The organism is Bradyrhizobium sp. CCBAU 53351, from assembly GCF_015291745.1.
In the GTDB taxonomy this organism is placed as follows: domain Bacteria; phylum Pseudomonadota; class Alphaproteobacteria; order Rhizobiales; family Xanthobacteraceae; genus Bradyrhizobium.
Genome location: NZ_CP030059.1, coordinates 3,306,963 through 3,324,769, shown reverse-complemented (window position 1 = coordinate 3,324,769; position 17,807 = coordinate 3,306,963). Strand labels below are relative to the sequence as shown.

Genomic DNA, 17,807 nt, shown 5'->3' with positions numbered 1-17,807 from the left:
GCTTCGCTGCGCTCGCAATGACGTGGAGCGAGCGTCCCACCCGCACTCTCGTGCCCCGGACGCAGCGCAGCGGCCCGGCCGATGCGGAGCTCGTCCGGGGTGGTGTGCTGCAGAGCCGGGGCCGACCTATCAGCGAGTGCGCCTCCGCTGGGCCGGCTCTGCGCAGAAGCGCAAGAGCGCTGCAGCGCGTCCGGGACATGCGAGCGAGAGATGCGTTACGCCGCCGCCTTCTGCCGCGCGAGCAGCGCTTCGCCGAACGCCTCGAACAGCTTGCGGTTGATCGGATTGTGCTGGGGATCGTATTCGGCGTGCCATTGCACGCCGAGCGCAAAGGTCGGGGCTTCCGCGATCCGGATCGCCTCGATGGTGCCGTCCTCGGCGATGCCCTCGATCAGCACGCGCTTGCCGGGCTCGAGAATGCCCTGCCCATGCAGCGAATTGACCCTAATCTTCTCGCAGCCGAGAAGCCTCGCGAACGCCCCGCCCGGCGTCAGGTCGACGTCGTGGCGGTCGGCGAACACGACGGTCGGGTCGGGATGGATCTCGCCATTCTCGAGCCTGGGCATGCGGTGGTTCATGCGGCCGGGAATTTCGCGGATCTCGGGATGCAGCGAGCCGCCGAAGGCGACGTTCATCTCCTGCAGGCCGCGGCAGATGCCGAACAGCGGAATGCCGCGGGCAACGCAGGCGACCGAGAGCGCCAGCGCCACCTCGTCGCGGTGGATGTCGTAGGGCTCGTGCTTCTCGCAGGGGTCGACGTTGAAACGGGTCGGGTGCACGTTGGCCCGCGCGCCGGTGAGGATAATGCCGTCCACGGTGTCGAGCAGGGCCGCGATATCGGTGATATCGGGGGCTCCAGCGAACATCACCGGTAAGCCGCCGGAGACCTCGGCCACGGCGCGCAAATTGCGCTCGCCCACCATCTGGACCTGAAATCGATTTTCGACGCGATGGGAATTCCCGATCACGCCGACGACCGGCTTTCTCATCTGTCGTTCCGCGCCTCTCCGAAAGAAGATTCCCCAAACATGCCCCTCGAAGGGAACAAATTCAACAGAAGGGATCGCGGGACGGCAATGCTATTTTCGCGTAAATGCCTCCCTGGCCTCGCCTCCCGCGGGCAGGCCGGCGGCCTTCAGGGCGGTTGCCGCGCCGTCGCCAGGCGCGGCCAGCCAGGGCAGCTTGGCGTCGATGCCGCGCGTCACGGGCTCCCCGAGCGGCCCACCGAAATCAATCGGCCAAAATCCGTTGGGCACGATCTCGGCGTTAAGACCACGGATCGCATAGCCCTCGCCCAGAACCGCCTTCGCATGGTCGCCGGCAACGGGACGCGCGGTCGTGGGATCGCTGGGATCGCCAAAACTCACGAGCACCGGAACGAGGTCGCCCTGCACCGAAACGATTCCGGTCTGCCGGTGGATATCGCTGAACGAGACGCGGTTGCCACGCGCGGCGCCGTAGGCACGGAGCGCGACATAGTTGATGTCGTCGAAATCCAGCCTGGCGTCCTGCCGATGCGCCAGCAAGGCCACCAGATTTCTGCCTTTGCCGCCGAGATCGACGAACACCGCCTCCCCGCGCATCGTGGTACGGCCACCGCGGTTATAGTTGCGGTCGGGCACGACGGCGAGAATGCCGGACCCGGTCTTGATGCCCTCAGGCGTCGTCACCTCGACCGTGAGGCGATATTTGTGGCCGGGCCGGTTGATCCGGATCTGGTCGCCGATCACGATCACGGCCAGAAGCCCGAGCAGACCCGCCCATTTGCTGATGAAGCTCAAACCGCCCCCATTGTTGCCCTCACCGCTCTGCACCGTCAGCGCGCCGCCGTCAAACCAGCGCGTTGACGCGGTCTTGATCGCAGCTGCGTTTATCGAGAGAGTGCGGCGCGCCATGCGCTGAAAAGGATCCCGAAGTGACCATGTCCCAAGATGAACGCTCCCGGACCCGCGGCGACCTTGCTCGAGATCAGGCTTGGGCGATTTCGGTCGGGGGCATCGGCGTCGTGCTGTTCACCGCGCTGCTCGCCTTCACCTGGTATTTCGCCGCCACCCTGCTGCTGATCTTCACTGGCATGCTGCTGGGTCTCGGCCTCAACGCGCTGACGATCGCGCTCGGCCGCCGCGTGCCCCTGCCCCATGCGGTGCGGCTCGCGATCGTCTGCGTCGCGCTCGCTTTGATGCTCGCCGGCATCGCCTATCTCGGCGGCGCCACCATTGCCGAGCAGGCCTCGCTGCTGAGCAAGACCCTCAAGTCGCAGCTGGCCAATGTCAGGTCCTTCCTCGACAGCCACGGCATCGACACCAGCTTCTTCGATCTCGGTAACGGCGCAGCCGATTCCGCGACCACGGCGCCGGCGGAGACGACGCCCGCGCCGGCGACGCCCTCGCGCGGTGCCCTGCCCGGCGCGGGCGCGCTGGCCTCCAGCGGCGGTGCGATCGTGAGCCAGACCTTCAAGCTGCTGCTCGGCACCATCCACGGTGTCGGCAACATCTTCATCGTGCTGTTCCTGGGCTTCGCCTTCGCCGCCCAGCCCGCCGTCTATCACGACGGCCTCTTGTTCCTGGCGCCGGCCAGGCACCGCACCCGCGTCACCCTCATCATCGACCGCATCGCCGAGACGCTCGAGCGCTGGCTGATCGCGCAGATCATCGTCATGCTCGCGGTCGGCGTGGTGACCTGGATCGGGCTTGCCCTCATCGGCATTCCCGGCTCGTTCATCCTGGGAATTCAGGCCGGCCTGCTCGCCTTCATCCCGACCGTGGGGGCCATCATCGCCGGCGTCATCGTGGTGCTGGCGAGCCTCGCCTCGGGCTGGATCCCGGCGCTGTCGGCCTTCCTGCTCTTTATGGGCGTGCACGCCATGGAGAGCTACGTGCTGACGCCGATCCTGCAGCGGCAGGCGCTGGACATCCCGCCGGCCACGCTGTTCGCGTTCCAGATCGTGCTCGGCGTCGTGTTCGGCATCTGGGGCCTGGCGCTGGCGCTGCCGCTGGTCGCCATCGCCAAGGTCATGATCGACCATTTCAAGACATATGAGGCGCCGCCGCTCGCAGCATGATCCGGAAAAGTGTGCAGCGGTTTTCCGAGAAGATCATGCTCAAACAACAAGACGCGGCGTAATCCTCAAGTCGTCAGAACGGTCTCGGTGTGCTCGACCTCCGGGGGCGCGGCGAAATACTGGCCGACGAGACCGCGCCATTCGGTGAAATTCTCCGAGCCGCGGAAATCGACGGTGTGGTTTTCCAGCGTCGCCCATTTCACCATCAGCCGGTAGCGCTGCGGCTTCTCGATCGATTTGTGCAATTCGAAGCCGTGAAACCCCTTGGAGCGGCCGAAGGCGGCCTTGGCCTTGGCGACGGCGGCCTCAAAGTCCTTTTCGCTGCCCGGCTTGACGTCGATTTGCGCGATCTCGGTGATCATCGGTTTCCACCCATTTTTGTTCGATGGGCGTGTCTAGCGCAGCCGGCGACAAAGAAAAAGGCGCCGAAACGGCGCCCTGGTCGGCTCAAAAACGCAGCTCTCTCAGACCAGCAGCAGGACCGTGCCCGCCACGATGAGGGCGCAACCGACGAACAGCGCAAGCGGCCAATAGCTGCGGCGGCTCTGCGCGTAGCGTCCCTGCGCGCGGCGCTCGGTGATCAGCGCGCTCTCATATTCATCCGCGGTCGAGAACAGGCAGGCGAAACCGCTGCGTGCCGAGGCCGCAGCGGCTTCGAGCGACATCAGGGCGGCTTGCGGGTTCTCTCGACGGATCGATTCCATGACCGCAATGGTAGGGATCGAATGGTAAACAGAGCATTACCGCGGGTGCCGCCTCTGTGCCTCAGGCGGTGGCCGGCCGCGCCTGTGGCGCAGCGGTCCGCGCGGCGCTCTGGCGGCGCCAGTTCTCCAGCGACAACGGCAGCTCCTCCGCCGCCTCGACCCGGTTACGGCCGCCGCGCTTGGCCTGGTAGAGCGCGGTGTCGGCCGAGGCCAGCAGCACCTCGAGCTCGGTGCCGGCCGGCCCACCGGCGACGCCGATGCTGACCGTGGTGTCGACCGGACCTTCGTCGACCACGACGCCGGAGGTCTCGAACGCCTCGCGCACGCGCTCGGCGACCAGCACGCCCTCCTCCAGCGAGCACGGCAGGAGCGCTGCGAATTCCTCGCCGCCGATGCGGCCCGACAGGTCGGTGATGCGCAAATTGCTGACGACGACGGTCGAGAACAGCTTCAGCATCTCGTCGCCGGCGGGATGGCCGAAGCGATCGTTGATCGACTTGAAATGATCGATGTCGAAGATCATGACGGTCACGGGACGTCCGGCCTTGGCCTCGCGCTCGATGACGCGGCCGCAGGCTTCCGAGAAGCCGCGGCGGTTGAGCATGCCGGTCAGCGGATCGGTCGACGCGGCGGTCCGGTGCGCAGTCACCGTGCGTTCGGACACCAGCATGAAGATCACGAAGACGGTGCCGACGGCGTAAAGGATGAGCTCGACCGCGAACACGGTGACCCAGATGCTCGAGGAGAAGCCTGCATCGTGCGGGCGCAGGAAGCTGCCGATCAGGATCGGCAGCATCAACACGCAGCCGTGCATCACCGGCACGACGAAGGCCGCCCAGCGGCGCTGCTGGCTCTTGCGCCGCTCGGTCCAGAGCTCACTGGCGGTCAGCGCCGCATAGACCGAGACGATGCCGGCACCGGCGATCATCCGCAGCATGGACGCCGCGGGATCGAGCAGCGTGACGGTGGCGACCCAGGCCAGTGCGCCGAGCACGAGGCCCGGCCAATTCGGCTTGCGGCCGTGAAAGACGCGCGCCGCATTCCACACCATGCCGCAGGCTACGAAGCCGACCGCATTTAACGCGAGATAGAGATGCGGGCCCAGCTTGTCGCCGGCCGCAGTCCATAACGCGACGGAGGCGGCACCGAGCAAATAGGCGGTGCCCCACCATTTCAGCGCGGGGCTGTTCTCCTGCTTGCCGAAAAACACCATCATGGCGCCGAGCAGTGCGGCGACCATGGTGGCGACCAAATAGAGCGTGATGCTATCGAGCGACATCATGTCGGCCCCCTCTAGAACATAGCAGTTACGCGATCGGCACATCCGATTTGCGCGCCCTTCCGAAGGCAACGCTAGGTGCGGCGAGTTCCATTCAGGTTTTCGCGGACGCCTAAGTTTTCCGGAAACACGCCATCAATTTGCGTACAAACGAACAACAAAAAGGGCGCTGAAATCAGCGCCCTTTTGCATCTCATTGAAGCCGCTTTCGCGGCGAATGTGACCGAAGCGATTAACGCTTCGAGAACTGGAAGGACCGGCGGGCCTTGGCCTTGCCGTACTTCTTGCGCTCGACCACGCGCGAGTCGCGGGTCAGGAAGCCGCCCTTCTTGAGCACGGAGCGCAGCTCCGGCTCGAAGTAAGTGAGCGCCTTGGAGATGCCGTGACGGACTGCGCCGGCCTGGCCGGACAGGCCGCCGCCGGCAACCGTGCAGATCACGTCGTACTGGCCCGAACGCTGGGCCACCGAGAACGGCTGCTCGATCATCATGCGCAGCACGGGACGGGCGAAATAGACCTCGACCTCGCGCGAGTTGACGGTGACCTTGCCGGCGCCCGGCTTGATCCACACGCGGGCGACCGCGTCCTTGCGCTTGCCGGTGGCATAGGCGCGATTGAACTTGTCGACCTTCTTCTCGTGCTTGGGCGCGTCGGGCGCCGCCGCCGTCTTGAGCTGCGAGAGCTGGTCGAGCGACTGGATGGATTCGGCCATGTTATGCGGCCCTCGTGTTCTTGCGGTTCAACTTGGCGATGTCGATCTTCTCGGGCTGCTGCGCCTCGTGCGGATGATCGGCCCCGCCGTAGACACGGAGGTTGCCCATCTGCACGCGACCGAGCGGGCCACGCGGGATCATGCGCTCGACGGCCTTCTCGAGCACGCGCTCGGGATGCTTGCCCTCGAGGATCTGGCGCGCGGTGCGCTCCTTGACGTGGCCTACATAGCCAGTGTGCTTGTAATAGGTCTTCTGCTCGCGCTTGCGACCGGTGAGGACCGCATGCTGCGCGTTGATGATGATGACGTTGTCGCCGCAATCAACGTGCGGGGTGTAGGTCGGGAGGTGCTTGCCGCGCAGGCGCATGGCAACGATGGTGGCGAGGCGGCCGACGACCAGACCCTTGGCGTCGATCAGCACCCACTTCTTCGTCACCTCAGCCGGCTTTGCCGAAAAGGTTTTCATGTCAGAGTTTCCGTGGACGGGGAGCATCGGCGCGAACACCGCGCCGGACTGCGCCGTTTTCTAGAGAAGAGACGCGCAACGGTCAATGCCCGTAGACGGAAATTAATACCGCAATATCAATAGGTTAAAAATATGGTGCTATATTACCTGCGAAAAGCTCAAATAGTTGGAATGGAATAGGTCGAGGTGACATGCGCGATCGGATCGGGCGAGGTGCCGGACAGCAGCTTCACCTCTCCGACCGCCAGCCGCTTGCCGAGCTTGAGCAGGCGCGCCTCGGCCAGCACGTCCTGGCCGGGCTGGCCCTTGCGCAGGAAGTTGATGTTGAGATTGGTGGTCACGGCGAGCCCGACCGGCCCGATCGCGGACAGCAGCACCACGTACATGGCGAAATCGGCCAGCGCCATCAGCGTCGGGCCGGACACGGTGCCGCCCGGCCGCAGCATCCTTTCGCTGTAGCGCTGCCGCAAGAGGCAGGTCTGGCCGTCGGCGCTTTCGATCGTGATGTCGTCGCCGCTGAAGGCCTGAGGGAATTCGTGACGGAGGAACTGCTCGACCTCTGCCACGCTCATTTTCGCTGACGCCATGCCGTTTCCCACCCTCGCTTCGCTTGCCCTGTTACATTAAGTTATCTGCGTCATCCAATTGCAATCATTTAGCGGAAATCGCGTCAATGTCCGTCAAGGCTGCCCGCGCCCCCTCCCCGCAACCGCCGATCCTGCTGCGCGAGACCGTAGGTCCCATCGCGGTCCTGACGCTGAACCGGCCCGCCGCGCGCAACAGCCTGTCGGCGGCGATGATCGCCAGCCTGCATGCAGAGCTCGACGAGATCCGCAACGACAAGGCGGTCCGCGGCGTCGTGATCGCGGCCAACGGCCCAGCTTTCTCGGCCGGCCACGACATGAAGGAACTCACCGCGCGCCGCACCGATCCCGATCGCGGCCGCGCCTTCTTCGCCGAGATGATGAATGCCTGCAGCGCGATGATGCAGGCGATCGTGCATCTGCCGAAACCCGTCGTCGCCTCCGTCCAGGGCATCGCGACCGCGGCCGGCTGCCAGCTCGTCGCCAGCTGCGATCTTGCGATCGCGTCGGAGGACGCGAAGTTCGCCACGCCGGGCGTCGACATCGGCCTGTTCTGCTCGACCCCGATGGTGGCGCTGTCGCGCAACGTCCCGCGCAAGCAGGCCATGGAGATGCTGCTGACGGGAGAGCCTGTAACGGCCGAGCGCGCCCGCGAGATCGGCCTCGTCAACCGCGTGGTGCCGGCCGGTACCGAGCTTGGTGCCGCGATCGAGCTCGCGCAGCAGGTCGCGCTGAAATCCGCCTACACCGTCAAGCTCGGCAAGGAGGCGTTCTACCGCCAGGTCGAGATGAGCCTTGCGGACGCCTATCGCTATGCGGCAGAGGTAATGACCGAGAACATGATGGCGCGCGACGCCGAGGAAGGCATCGGCGCGTTCATCGAGAAGCGCACGCCGACATGGCGGGATGAGTGACAAAAAGAAAAAGACGAAAATGAACCACGACGCCTATCCCGACAATTACATCCGCAGCATCCTCAACAGCGTGAAGTCGATCGCGATGGTCGGCGCCTCGCCCGTCAACGTGCGGCCGAGCTATTTCGCGTTCAAATATCTGGCGCAGCGCGGCTACGACATGATCCCGATCAATCCTGGCCATGTCGGCAAGGAGCTGCTCGGAAAGCCCTTCGTCGCCTCGTTGTCGGACATCGGCCGCCCCGTCGACATGATCGACATCTTCCGCAATTCCAGCCACATCATGCCCGTGGTCGAAGAGGCGCTCACGCTCGATCCGCTGCCCAAGGTGATCTGGATGCAGCTCGGCGCGCGTGACGACGCCGCGGCGGCGAAGGCGGAATCCGTCGGTATCAAGGTGGTGATGAACCGCTGCCCCAAGATCGAATATGGCCGCCTGTCTTCCGAGATCTCCTGGATGGGCGTGAATTCGCGCACGCTCAGCTCCAAGCGCGCGCCGGCACCAACGCAAGGCATGCGGCTATCCCTCAATCGGATGAGTGTCGGCGGCGGCGACACCGCGGCCTCCGATCGGGCCGCCAAAAACAAGAGCGAGCAAAGCTGACGCAATCGCGAAGGATTCATTTCGCGAACGCGACAATGCGTAGCAAGATCATTCCGATCTGACGTCGTGCCTTGACGGCGAGCGCGGCGCCGATCAGCATGCCGCGCGATTTTCAGGCCACAAGAACAGGACGCCCTCAATGAGCGATCGCCTTCCGGGATTTTCAACCCTCGCCGTGCATGCCGGTGCACAGCCCGACCCCACCACCGGCGCGCGCGCGACTCCGATCTATCAAACAACCTCGTTCGTCTTCAACGACGCCGACCACGCCGCCTCGCTGTTCGGCCTGCAGGCATTCGGCAACATCTATACCCGCATCGGCAACCCGACCAACGCGGTGCTGGAAGAGCGCGTCGCGGCCCTCGAAGGCGGCACGGCCGCGCTGGCGGTGGCCTCGGGCCATGCTGCCCAGGTCGTGGTGCTCCAGCAATTGCTGCAGCCCGGCGACGAGTTCATCGCCGCACGAAAGCTCTATGGCGGCTCGATCAACCAGTTCACGCACGCTTTCAAGAGCTTCGGCTGGAACGTGGTGTGGGCCGATCCCGATGACATCGCGAGCTTCGAGCGTGCGGTGACGCCGCGCACGAAAGCCATCTTCATCGAGTCAATCGCCAATCCCGCCGGTAGCATCACCGACATCGAGGCGATCTCGACGGTCGCGCGGAAAGCGGGTGTGCCGCTGATCGTGGACAACACGCTGGCCTCGCCCTATCTGATCCGCCCGATCGACCACGGCGCCGACATCGTCGTGCACTCGCTGACGAAATTCCTGGGCGGTCACGGCAATTCGCTCGGCGGCATCATCGTCGATGCCGGCACCTTCGACTGGTCGACGGGTGGCAAATATCCGATGCTGTCGGAGCCGCGGCCCGAATATCACGGCATCCGCCTGCAGGAGACCTTTGGCAATTTCGCCTTCGCGATTGCCTGCCGCGTGCTGGGCCTGCGCGATCTCGGCCCCGCGCTGTCGCCCTTCAACGCCTTCATGATCCTGACCGGCATCGAGACGCTGCCGCTGCGCATGCAGAAGCATTGCGACAATGCGAAAGCGGTCGCCGAATTTCTCGCGGGACATCCGGCGGTGGCCTCGGTGAGCTATGCGGGCCTGCCAAGCGACAAGTACAACCAGCTCGCCCGCAAATACGCGCCGAAGGGTGCGGGCGCCGTGTTCACCTTCAGCCTGAAGGGCGGCTATGACGCCGGCGTCAATTTGGTGTCGAAGCTGCAGCTGTTCTCGCACCTCGCCAATGTCGGCGATACCCGCTCGCTGGTGATCCACCCGGCCTCGACCACGCACAGCCAGCTCGACGACGCCGCCAAGGTGAAGTCCGGCGCCGGTCCTGACGTGGTGCGGCTCTCGATCGGCATCGAGGACAAGGAAGACCTGATCGCGGACCTGGAACAGGCGCTGGGGGCTTAGGTTCCTCTCGTAGCCCGGATGAAGCGAAGCGCAATCCGGGCTACGGAATTCCGTTGCTCACGCGCGCCCGACGGCCGCTTCGGCGACCGTCAGTTAACGATCATTAACCATATCTGCCCCATACATCGTCGTTGGATCGCCCCTTTGATTCGGAGCCGACGATGCTGCGCTGGATGGTGCCTGCCCTTGCCGCGATGCTGACGGTTTCAAGCGCGATCGCTGCGGACTTGCCGGCCACGCCGAAGCGGCGGGCCGCCGCGCAGCAAGAGCCGCCCAAGGTTTGGGTCGAGACCGATCCGGATGCGCTGATCTCACCGGCCTATGGCGTCGGCAGCTACATCCGCAACCTGCCGGGCACCCCGCTGCTGCCGGGGTCGCACACGCTGCCGGGCTATTACGGCCGCCCCTGGGATTACGACTATCAGGGCGCGTATTACGGCGGGAAGCAGGTCGATTATTTCTGGCGGCTGCCCTACGCGTGCGGCATCTACGGCTATTGCTGACCTGATCAGCCGGCCTGGCTAACCGGAACCGCGCGCGGCTGCGCCTGCGCGGACTGCCGCGACGCAAGCCGTTCCACCTGCATCACAGCAAGCGTCAGCACGGCGATCGCGACCGCCTGGTGCGACAGCGCGAGATCGATCGGCACCTGATTGAGCAGCGTGAGGATGCCGAGCACCGCCTGCACGCTCACCGCAGCGAACAGCCACAGCGCCCCGCCCGCGGCCGCGCCTGCGCGCGAGCGCACCGCGTCGATCGCGTGCAGCAGCGCCAGCACGAACAGTGCATAGGCCGTCATGCGGTGCTCGAACTGCACCGTCAGGACATTGTCGAACATGTTGCGCCACCACGGCGTCTCGAACCACAGCCGCTCGGCCGAGGGAATGAATGCGCCGTCGATCTGCGGCCAGGTGTTGTAGGCGCGGCCGGCGCGCAGGCCTGCGACCAGCGCGCCGAAATAGATCTGCACCAGCGTCACGACCAGAAGCAGCGCGCTCGTGAAGCGCAGCCGAACCGGGGCTGCGATCTGCGGCCGTTCCTTGAGCCGCCGCACGGTCCAGACGATGCCGGCGAAGATCAGGAGCGCGAGCAAGAGATGCGTCGCCAGCCGATATTGCGACACCTCGACCCGTTCCGTCAGGCCCGAGGCGACCATCCACCAGCCCACTGCGCCCTGCAGGCCGCCAAGCGCGAACAGCAACCAGAGCCGGCGCTTCAACTCACCGGAGAGACCGCCTCGCCAGAGGAAGAACAGGAACGGCAGGAGATAGGCGACGCCGATGAAGCGGCCGAGCAAACGGTGGCTCCATTCCCACCAGAAGATCTCCTTGAACTCCGACAGGCTCATGCCGGCATTGAGCTCGCGATATTGCGGGATCTTCTTGTAGGCCTCGAACGCCTCGGTCCACTGCGCCTCCGACAGCGGCGGCACGCTGCCCGTGACCGGCTTCCATTCGACGATCGACAGGCCGGATTCCGTCAGCCGGGTCGCGCCGCCGACCAGCACCATCAACGCAATCAACGCGGCGACCGAGATCAGCCACCAGCGCACGGCGCGATGCGGGTTGGTCGGAACGGAATTCGTCGTCATTTCAGGGGCTAAAACCAGGGCTTGAACTTAAGAGGCTTGAACCGGACTGCGTGCCCCTTATAGTCCCCCGCTCCCGCAGCGCAAGTTACGCGAAAGCCGCCCACGTTCGCCATGAATATCCGCACCCGCAAGTTCCTCGGCGCCATCCTGCTCCTGGTGCTGGCCACGGTCTGGGCCCTGCTCGGCATGGCCGCGGCACAGATGCCGTGGATTGCCGAGTCCGGCTGGCGGCAGGCGATCTACTACGTGGTCGTGGGCATGGGCTGGGTGCTGCCGGCAATGCCGATCGTGAGCTGGATGCAGCGGCCGGATCGCGTCAAGTCCGGTCGCTAGCGCTGCCGGTCGGCTTCACCGGCGCAAAGGCGACGCCCGACACCAGCACGCGCAGCATGCGCAGCGAGCGTACACGACCGTCCAAGGAGATCCGCGGCAGCGCGCGCAGATTGGTCCGCCCCTCCGCATCCACGATGCCCGGGATGGTCGACACCGCGCTGGCAAAGCCGGCCTCTTCCGCCATGATGACATGGCTGCGCCGGAACGAGGTGCGATCGCCGAACGGAAAGGCGAAATGCCCGACATCGCGGCGGAAGGCGGCTTCCGCCACCGCCTTGCCCATATTCATCTCGCGCAGCGCGGCAGCGTCCTTCATGTTGGCGAGGACGGGGTAGTTCACGGTCGCGCTGCCGATCGTAACGAGCGGATCGGCAGCGAGCTTCGCCAGATCCTCCCAGTCCATCGCCGCTTCGCGCGAGAGCGCGGCGAGGTCGACCCGGTAGCGCGTGCAGAGATCGGCGATCGCCGCCGACAGATCCGCCGGCGACAGCGAGCGCAACCAGCTCTCCAGATGCGAAAACAGCGCCTGCTTTTCGGCGCGATCAGCCACGTTGAAGCGCTGCTCCTTCTCGCCCATCATCAGGCTGATGCGGCTCTCGCGCGCGATCACCTGTTCGAGCCCGAGCCACCAGGCCTGTCCGACGCCGTCGGGAAACGCGGTGGGCACGTAGATCGTGAAGGGCACCGCGTGATGCGCCAGCACCGGACAGGCGAAGTCGACGAGATCCTTATGCGCACCGTCGAAGGTGAGCGCCACGAAACGCCGCTGCTCCGGCAATGTCACCGCGCGCCGGCAGACTTCATCCATGCCGATGAAATCGTAGCCCCAGCGCTTCAACGCGTGAATGGCGCGGTCGAGGAATTGCGGCGTGATCTCGTGCGCGCGCAGCGGCTGAAACCCGCCGTGCCGCCGCGGCCGCACCCGTTCGAGGCGCAGGATGGCGCCCGCACCGCGGCTGCCCAGCGCTGCCCGGCCGGTGAACCAGGCCAGCTCGAGGCGCAGCCGTTCCAGCCATCTGTCGTCGGAAGCCAATATCCCCACCCTTGCGCCCGCGGGCGCCCGTTCCCGCTCCCATTGTCCTTACCCTTTGTTGACATTTCTTTGCAAAGGTCGGCCACAGGCCGAATTACGCATATTTCTGATTTCTCGACAGGTTTCGCGAATGACCATGGCTGCGGCGATGCAAAGCCGGACGGCAGAAGCGCCAGCGCGGTCGAAAGCGAGCCGTATCGCGCAGGTCGACATCGTCGCCGATCTCGACGCCACTGAAGCGGCCTGGCGCAGCCTCGAGGAGCCCGGCCACCTCTTCACGCCCTATCAGCGGTTTGATCTGCTGAGCCCCTGGCAGCGCCTGGTCGGCGCGCGCGAAGGCGCCCGCCCCTTCGTTGTGATCGCCCGCGACGCCGATCACAAGCCGCTGCTGCTGCTGCCGCTCTCGCTGCGCCAAAGCCACGGCGTGCGCACGGCCTGCTTCATGGGCGGTAAGCACACGACCTTCAACATGGGTCTGTGGGACGCCGCGTGCGCCGCGCAGACCGCCATCGCCGATCTCGAGGCGCTGCTGGCCCCGCTGCGCGAACATGTCGACGTGCTCGCGCTGACGCAGCAGCCGCTGCGCTGGCACGACCAGCAGAACCCGTTCGCGCTGTGGCCGCGACAGAGCGCGATCAACGGCTGTCCGCAGCTGGTGATGGAGCCGGGCGGACCGCCGGCCTCGCGCATCAGCAATTCCCTTCGCCGCCGCCTCAAGAGCAAGGAAAAGAAGCTCCAGACCCTCGCCGGCTATCGCTATCACCTCGCCACCACCGACGCCGACATCACCCGCCTGCTCGACTGGTTCTTCCGCGTCAAGCCGGCGCGGATGGCGGAGCAGAAGCTCCCGAACGTCTTTGCCGAGCCCGGCGTCGAACAGTTCATCCGCAGCGCCTGCCTGGCGCCGCGCGGCGAAGGCCGCGTCATCGACATCCACGCGCTCGAGTGCGACGAGGAGGTCATCGCGATCTACGCCGGGGTCGCCGACGGCCAGCGCTTCTCGATGATGTTCAACACCTACACGATGTCCGAGCACGCCCGCTACAGCCCCGGCCTGATCCTGATGCGCTACATCATCGATCGCTACGGCGAGCGCGGCTACCGCTCGCTCGACCTCGGCATCGGCTCGGACGATTACAAGCGGATGTTCTGCAAGAACGACGAAGAGATCTTCGACAGCTTTGTGCCTCTGACCTCGCGCGGCAAGCTCGCCGCGATGGCGATGTCATCGCTGAGCCACGGCAAGCGGCTGGTGAAGCAGAACCAGATGCTGTTCGATCTGGCCCGGCGCGTGCGGCAGGCGTTCGGGTAATCTATCCTCTCGCGAGATGCCATCCTCTCCCACAAGGGGAGAGGGCAAGAGGGATCACGCCGCCACCACGCGCGGCGCTTCTGCCGCATTCGACGCCTGCACCGGCTTGCTCAGCATCGTCACCTCGCTGAAGCCGACCGCTCGCAGCTGCTCGCACATCAGCGTGCGCGCATCCTGTGCCATCGCAGCATCGGGCACCACGACGGCGCGGGCATGCGCCGTCAGCAGCTCGGCCGGAAGGTCTGAGGCACTGCCGGCATCGATCAACACGTGATCGTAGGCGCGCAGCAGTGCGTCGATCGCGAGCGTCACCCGCGGCGATTGCAGCAGGCTGCGGTCGAAGCCGGGACGGCCGGCCATGACCAGATGCAGCCGCGACAGCTTGTCCCGGGTGATGACTTGCGCGAACGAGGCTTCGCCCTGCATCAGCTCGGCAAGTCCGGGTGCCGAAGCGTCGACGGACACCGCGGCGATCGTCGGCGAGGACGCGGCGAGATCGACCACGACGACACGCGCCTCGCGCGCCAGATGCCGTGCAAGCGTCAGCGTCGACAGCGTGATGGCTTCGCCCGAGGCAGTGCCGAGCACGGTGACCTTCTTCGCGGCAGCGCCGGCGGCGCCCAATCTGTCGGCCAGTTGCTCGATCTCGGTGAATTCGGTGAATCCGGCATCATCAGCCATCTCAGGCTGCAGCGGCGCGGGCTCTGCCATGACGGGATCGGTGAACGGCTCTGCCTCGGGCTGGACGATCGCTTCCCGGCGAATCGCCGCCGGCGCTTGCACCGGGCTGAACGCGGCCACCGCGCGCGGCGCGGTCTGGCGCAACAGCTCGCCGGTGACGACGACGCCGGACGACAGCAGCAGCGTCGCGATCGTCGCGATCAGCACGATCGGCAGCTTCTTCGGATAGGCCGGCGTGTTGGAGACGATGGCGCGCGAGATGATGCGGCCGTCGGTTGGCGCCGTGTCGATGGTCTCGCGGGTGTTGGCCTCGCGGTATTTGGCGAGATAAGTCTCGAGCAGATCGCGCTGCGCCTTGGCCTCGCGCTCGAGCGCGCGGAGCTGGACGTCCTGGCCGTTGGTCGATGTCGCCTGCTTCTTGAGCTGCTCGAGGCTGGTGATCAAGCCGTCGACCCGGCCGCTGGCGATCCGCGCGTCGCTTTCCAGCGAGCGCGAGATCTTGGCCGCCTCGTCGCGAATCTGGTTGTCGAGGTCGCCGAGCTGCGCCTTCAGCTCCTTGATCCGCGGGTGATTGCCGAGCAGCGTCGACGATTGTTCGGCGAGCTGCGCGCGCAGCGTCACCCTTTGCTCCGACAGCCGCCGCATCAATTCGGAGTTCACGACCTCGGATGCCTCGATCGGCTTGCCGCTCTGGAGCATCTCCTTGATCAGCCGCGCCTTTGATTCCGCATCCGCCTTCATAGAGCGCGCGTTGTTGAGCTGGGTGTTGACCTCGCCCATCTGCTGGTTCGAGAGCGTGGTGTTGTTGGTGCCGACGAACAGGCTCGACTTGGAGCGGAAGTCCTCGACCCTGGCCTCGGCCTCGGAGACCTTCTTGCGCAAGCTCTCGATCTCGCCGGCCAGCCACTGGCTGGCGTTCTTGGCCTGCTCCTGGCGAACGCCCTGCTGCAGCACGAGATAGCCGTCGGCGATCGAATTGGCGACGCGGGCCGCAAGGTCGGGATCGGCGGACTGGAATTCGACCACGATGACGCGCGACTTGTCGACGGCATAGGCCTGCAGGCGATCGTAATAGGCATCGAGCACGCGCTCTTCCGGCGTCATCGAGAACGGGTCGCGGCCGATCCCGATCATCGCGGCCAGCGACTTCAGCGGCGAGACGCCCTGCAGCACCGGATCGAATTCGGGACGTTCGGCGAGCTTGTTCTTCTTGATGATCTCGCGCGCGAGATCGCGCGACAGCACGAGCTGCACCTGGCTGGTGACGGCTTCGGCGTCGAGCGCCTGGCGCTCCTCGGCGCGATCGCTGCTCGGGCGCAGGAATACGTTCTCGCGGCCATCGATCAGGATGCGCGATTCGGACTTGTAGCGCGGCGTGACGAGATTGACGATTGCAATGGAGCCGACGAGCGCCAGCACCGTCGGCACGACGATCCAGCCGCGCTTGCGCGCCAATGCCGCGCCGAGCGCGTGCAGATCGATATCGCCGGATTCGGTTTGCGGCTGCTTGGTGACAACAGGCGCAGGCCTCGCTTCAATCTTGGGCTCGATCTTGGGCTCGACCTCGACTTCGGCTTTGGGCGCAACTTCGGCTTTGGGCTTTGCAACGGCCCGCGCCACCACCGCCTTGTCCTTGCCGGCACGCCAAAACGCTAAACGCATCGAACACTCCCGCAGGGGCAACGCCACCAAGCTACCTCAACGCCGGCGATTACACTCCATTAAGGTTGCCGCTGGGTTAATCGCGGGCATCCGGCGCACCTCGCGCGCATGCCCGTCACCGTTTGTTAACCACGAGGGCTCTTAATCCGTCTCGATATTTCCGAGGAATTGTTCGGCAATCGCCGTCGAGCGCTGGTTTTGATTCATGCCCCCCTCTCCTGACCGGCCGCTTCGTATCCTGCACGCCGTGCGTGCTCCGGTCGGCGGCATCTTCCGCCACATCCTCGACGTCGCCAACGGCCAGGTCGACCGCGGCCATCATGTCGGCATCCTCGCCGACAGCCTCACCGGCGGCGAGCGCGCCGACAAGGCGCTTGCCGAGCTCGCGCCGCGCCTGAAGCTCGGCGTGCACCGGCTCGCGATTCGCCGCGAACCCTCGCCGGACGACGTGCTGGTGTGGCTTCGCATGCGGCGGCTGATCGCGAAGCTCAAGCCCGACGTCATGCACGGCCATGGCGCCAAGGCCGGCGCCTTCATCCGGATGCGGCGGCGCTCCGACGACACCATCCGCATCTACACGCCGCATGGCGGCTCGCTGCACTACCCGCTCAACACCTTCAAGGGCGAGTTCTACGCGCGGCTCGAGCGAACGCTGATGGATTCGACCGACCTGTTCCTGTTCGAGAGCGCGTTCGCCCGCGACACCTATCAACGCATCGTCGGCACGCCCAAGGGCGTGGTGCATTGCGTCTTCAACGGCGTCACGCCCGAGGAATTCGAGCCTGTCGTGACCGCCGACGATGCCACCGACATCTGCTATGTCGGCGAGTTCAGGCACATCAAGGGCGCGGATCTCCTGGTCGATGCCGTGGCGCGCCTGCACGAGGGCGGCAAGAAGGTCACGCTGACGCTCGGCGGCGACGGCGAGGAAACGGCGGCACTGAAGGCACAGGTCGAAAAGCTCGCCCTGTCAGGCGCGATCCGCTTCATCGGCCACGTCAAGGCGCGCTACGGCTTCTCCAAGGGGCGGCTGCTCGTCGTTCCCTCGCGCGGCGATTCCATGCCCTATGTCGTGATCGAGGCCGGCGCGGCCGGCATTCCCATGATCGCGTCGCGCATTGGCGGCATTCCCGAGATCTTCGGGGACGAAAGCCCGGCCCTGTTCGCGCCGAGCAATTCCGAGGCCATGGCCGAGGCGATCGCCGCCGCGCTCGACGATCCGCAAGTCACCGCCCAGCGCGCGATCTCCTTGCGCGAACGCATCTCCGCGCATTTCTCGCAGGCCGCGATGGTCGACGGCGTGATCGCCGGCTATCGCGACGCATTTGCCAATCATTAACCATCCTTAAGCCCGCTTTAGAGAATCTTCCGATTTGTTCGATAATCGAAGCTCCAGGGGATGCTCGCCCGGGCGCTCAAGGCCGTGCCGCGGGCTTTGGAATGGACGTGGA

19 protein-coding genes are annotated in these 17,807 nt (G+C 65.6%); 8 read left to right on the top strand and 11 right to left on the bottom strand.

Going from position 1 to position 17,807, the window contains the following annotated elements:
- Positions 1 to 215: 215 nt before the first annotated feature.
- Complete coding sequence (locus tag XH83_RS15565) at positions 216 to 989, bottom strand: gamma-glutamyl-gamma-aminobutyrate hydrolase family protein (RefSeq protein WP_194407818.1); 774 nt, start codon at positions 987 to 989, stop codon at positions 216 to 218.
- Between the two features lie 90 nt (positions 990 to 1,079).
- Positions 1,080 to 1,895 (bottom strand): hypothetical protein, encoded by an 816-nt coding sequence (locus XH83_RS15560; protein ID WP_246776476.1) that lies wholly within the window; start codon positions 1,893 to 1,895, stop codon positions 1,080 to 1,082.
- 20 nt (positions 1,896 to 1,915) lie between these two features.
- Here XH83_RS15560 and XH83_RS15555 point away from each other — a divergent pair, with 20 nt between their 5' ends.
- Positions 1,916 to 3,061: an AI-2E family transporter gene (locus XH83_RS15555; protein ID WP_194407817.1), complete on the top strand. Its 1,146-nt coding sequence runs from the start codon at positions 1,916 to 1,918 to the stop codon at positions 3,059 to 3,061.
- Between the two features lie 65 nt (positions 3,062 to 3,126).
- On the opposite strand, the gene XH83_RS15550 is transcribed toward XH83_RS15555, so the two are convergent.
- From XH83_RS15550 to XH83_RS15525, 6 genes are all read right to left on the bottom strand, one after another.
- Entirely contained in the window at positions 3,127 to 3,423 is a 297-nt protein-coding gene (locus tag XH83_RS15550; protein ID WP_025036647.1) for an antibiotic biosynthesis monooxygenase, read from the bottom strand.
- A gap of 102 nt (positions 3,424 to 3,525) precedes the next feature.
- A complete protein-coding gene (locus XH83_RS15545) occupies positions 3,526 to 3,765 on the bottom strand; it encodes a hypothetical protein (protein ID WP_194407816.1) in 240 nt (79 codons plus the stop codon).
- Positions 3,766 to 3,826: 61 nt separating this feature from the next.
- Entirely contained in the window at positions 3,827 to 5,047 is a 1,221-nt protein-coding gene (locus tag XH83_RS15540; protein ID WP_194407815.1) for a GGDEF domain-containing protein, read from the bottom strand.
- Between the two features lie 229 nt (positions 5,048 to 5,276).
- On the bottom strand, positions 5,277 to 5,756 hold the full coding sequence (gene rpsI / locus XH83_RS15535) for a 30S ribosomal protein S9 (RefSeq protein ID WP_018320095.1): 480 nt from the start codon (positions 5,754 to 5,756) through the stop codon (positions 5,277 to 5,279).
- A 1-nt stretch (position 5,757) separates the two neighbouring features.
- On the bottom strand, positions 5,758 to 6,222 hold the full coding sequence (gene rplM / locus XH83_RS15530) for a 50S ribosomal protein L13 (RefSeq protein ID WP_011087726.1): 465 nt from the start codon (positions 6,220 to 6,222) through the stop codon (positions 5,758 to 5,760).
- A 158-nt stretch (positions 6,223 to 6,380) separates the two neighbouring features.
- On the bottom strand, positions 6,381 to 6,809 hold the full coding sequence (locus XH83_RS15525; RefSeq protein ID WP_194407814.1) for a PaaI family thioesterase: 429 nt from the start codon (positions 6,807 to 6,809) through the stop codon (positions 6,381 to 6,383).
- A gap of 86 nt (positions 6,810 to 6,895) precedes the next feature.
- On the opposite strand from XH83_RS15525, the gene XH83_RS15520 reads away from it, so the two are divergent.
- From XH83_RS15520 to XH83_RS15505, 4 genes are all read left to right on the top strand, one after another.
- Complete coding sequence (locus tag XH83_RS15520; RefSeq protein ID WP_194407813.1) at positions 6,896 to 7,720, top strand: enoyl-CoA hydratase; 825 nt, start codon at positions 6,896 to 6,898, stop codon at positions 7,718 to 7,720.
- A gap of 19 nt (positions 7,721 to 7,739) precedes the next feature.
- On the top strand, positions 7,740 to 8,324 hold the full coding sequence (locus XH83_RS15515; RefSeq protein WP_194407812.1) for a CoA-binding protein: 585 nt from the start codon (positions 7,740 to 7,742) through the stop codon (positions 8,322 to 8,324).
- 139 nt (positions 8,325 to 8,463) lie between these two features.
- Complete coding sequence (locus tag XH83_RS15510) at positions 8,464 to 9,744, top strand: O-acetylhomoserine aminocarboxypropyltransferase (protein WP_194407811.1); 1,281 nt, start codon at positions 8,464 to 8,466, stop codon at positions 9,742 to 9,744.
- A gap of 161 nt (positions 9,745 to 9,905) precedes the next feature.
- Entirely contained in the window at positions 9,906 to 10,247 is a 342-nt protein-coding gene (locus XH83_RS15505; protein ID WP_194407810.1) for a hypothetical protein, read from the top strand.
- A gap of 5 nt (positions 10,248 to 10,252) precedes the next feature.
- Here XH83_RS15505 and XH83_RS15500 read toward each other — a convergent pair whose 3' ends face one another.
- Positions 10,253 to 11,335 carry a COX15/CtaA family protein gene (locus XH83_RS15500; protein ID WP_194407809.1) on the bottom strand — a complete coding sequence of 361 codons (1,083 nt, stop codon included), beginning with the start codon at positions 11,333 to 11,335 and terminating at the stop codon, positions 10,253 to 10,255.
- 111 nt (positions 11,336 to 11,446) lie between these two features.
- Here XH83_RS15500 and XH83_RS15495 point away from each other — a divergent pair, with 111 nt between their 5' ends.
- On the top strand, positions 11,447 to 11,668 hold the full coding sequence (locus XH83_RS15495) for a DUF2842 domain-containing protein (protein WP_063194821.1): 222 nt from the start codon (positions 11,447 to 11,449) through the stop codon (positions 11,666 to 11,668).
- Here the strand turns inward: XH83_RS15495 and XH83_RS15490 are convergent.
- Positions 11,652 to 12,701 (bottom strand): polysaccharide deacetylase family protein, encoded by a 1,050-nt coding sequence (locus XH83_RS15490; protein WP_194407808.1) that lies wholly within the window; start codon positions 12,699 to 12,701, stop codon positions 11,652 to 11,654. The two genes, XH83_RS15495 and XH83_RS15490, sit on opposite strands and share 17 nt — an antisense overlap.
- Before the next feature lie 130 nt (positions 12,702 to 12,831).
- Between XH83_RS15490 and XH83_RS15485 the strand changes: the two genes are divergently transcribed.
- Positions 12,832 to 14,013, top strand: coding sequence for a GNAT family N-acetyltransferase (locus tag XH83_RS15485; RefSeq protein ID WP_194407807.1), 1,182 nt, complete (start codon positions 12,832 to 12,834; stop codon positions 14,011 to 14,013).
- A 54-nt stretch (positions 14,014 to 14,067) separates the two neighbouring features.
- On the opposite strand, the gene XH83_RS15480 is transcribed toward XH83_RS15485, so the two are convergent.
- Entirely contained in the window at positions 14,068 to 16,356 is a 2,289-nt protein-coding gene (locus XH83_RS15480) for an exopolysaccharide transport family protein (RefSeq protein WP_194407806.1), read from the bottom strand.
- Positions 16,357 to 16,561: 205 nt separating this feature from the next.
- Here XH83_RS15480 and XH83_RS15475 point away from each other — a divergent pair, with 205 nt between their 5' ends.
- The gene (locus tag XH83_RS15475) at positions 16,562 to 17,695 is read left to right on the top strand and encodes a glycosyltransferase family 4 protein (RefSeq protein ID WP_194407805.1); all 1,134 of its coding nucleotides are present in this window, start codon (positions 16,562 to 16,564) and stop codon (positions 17,693 to 17,695) included.
- Positions 17,696 to 17,807 lie beyond the last annotated feature (112 nt).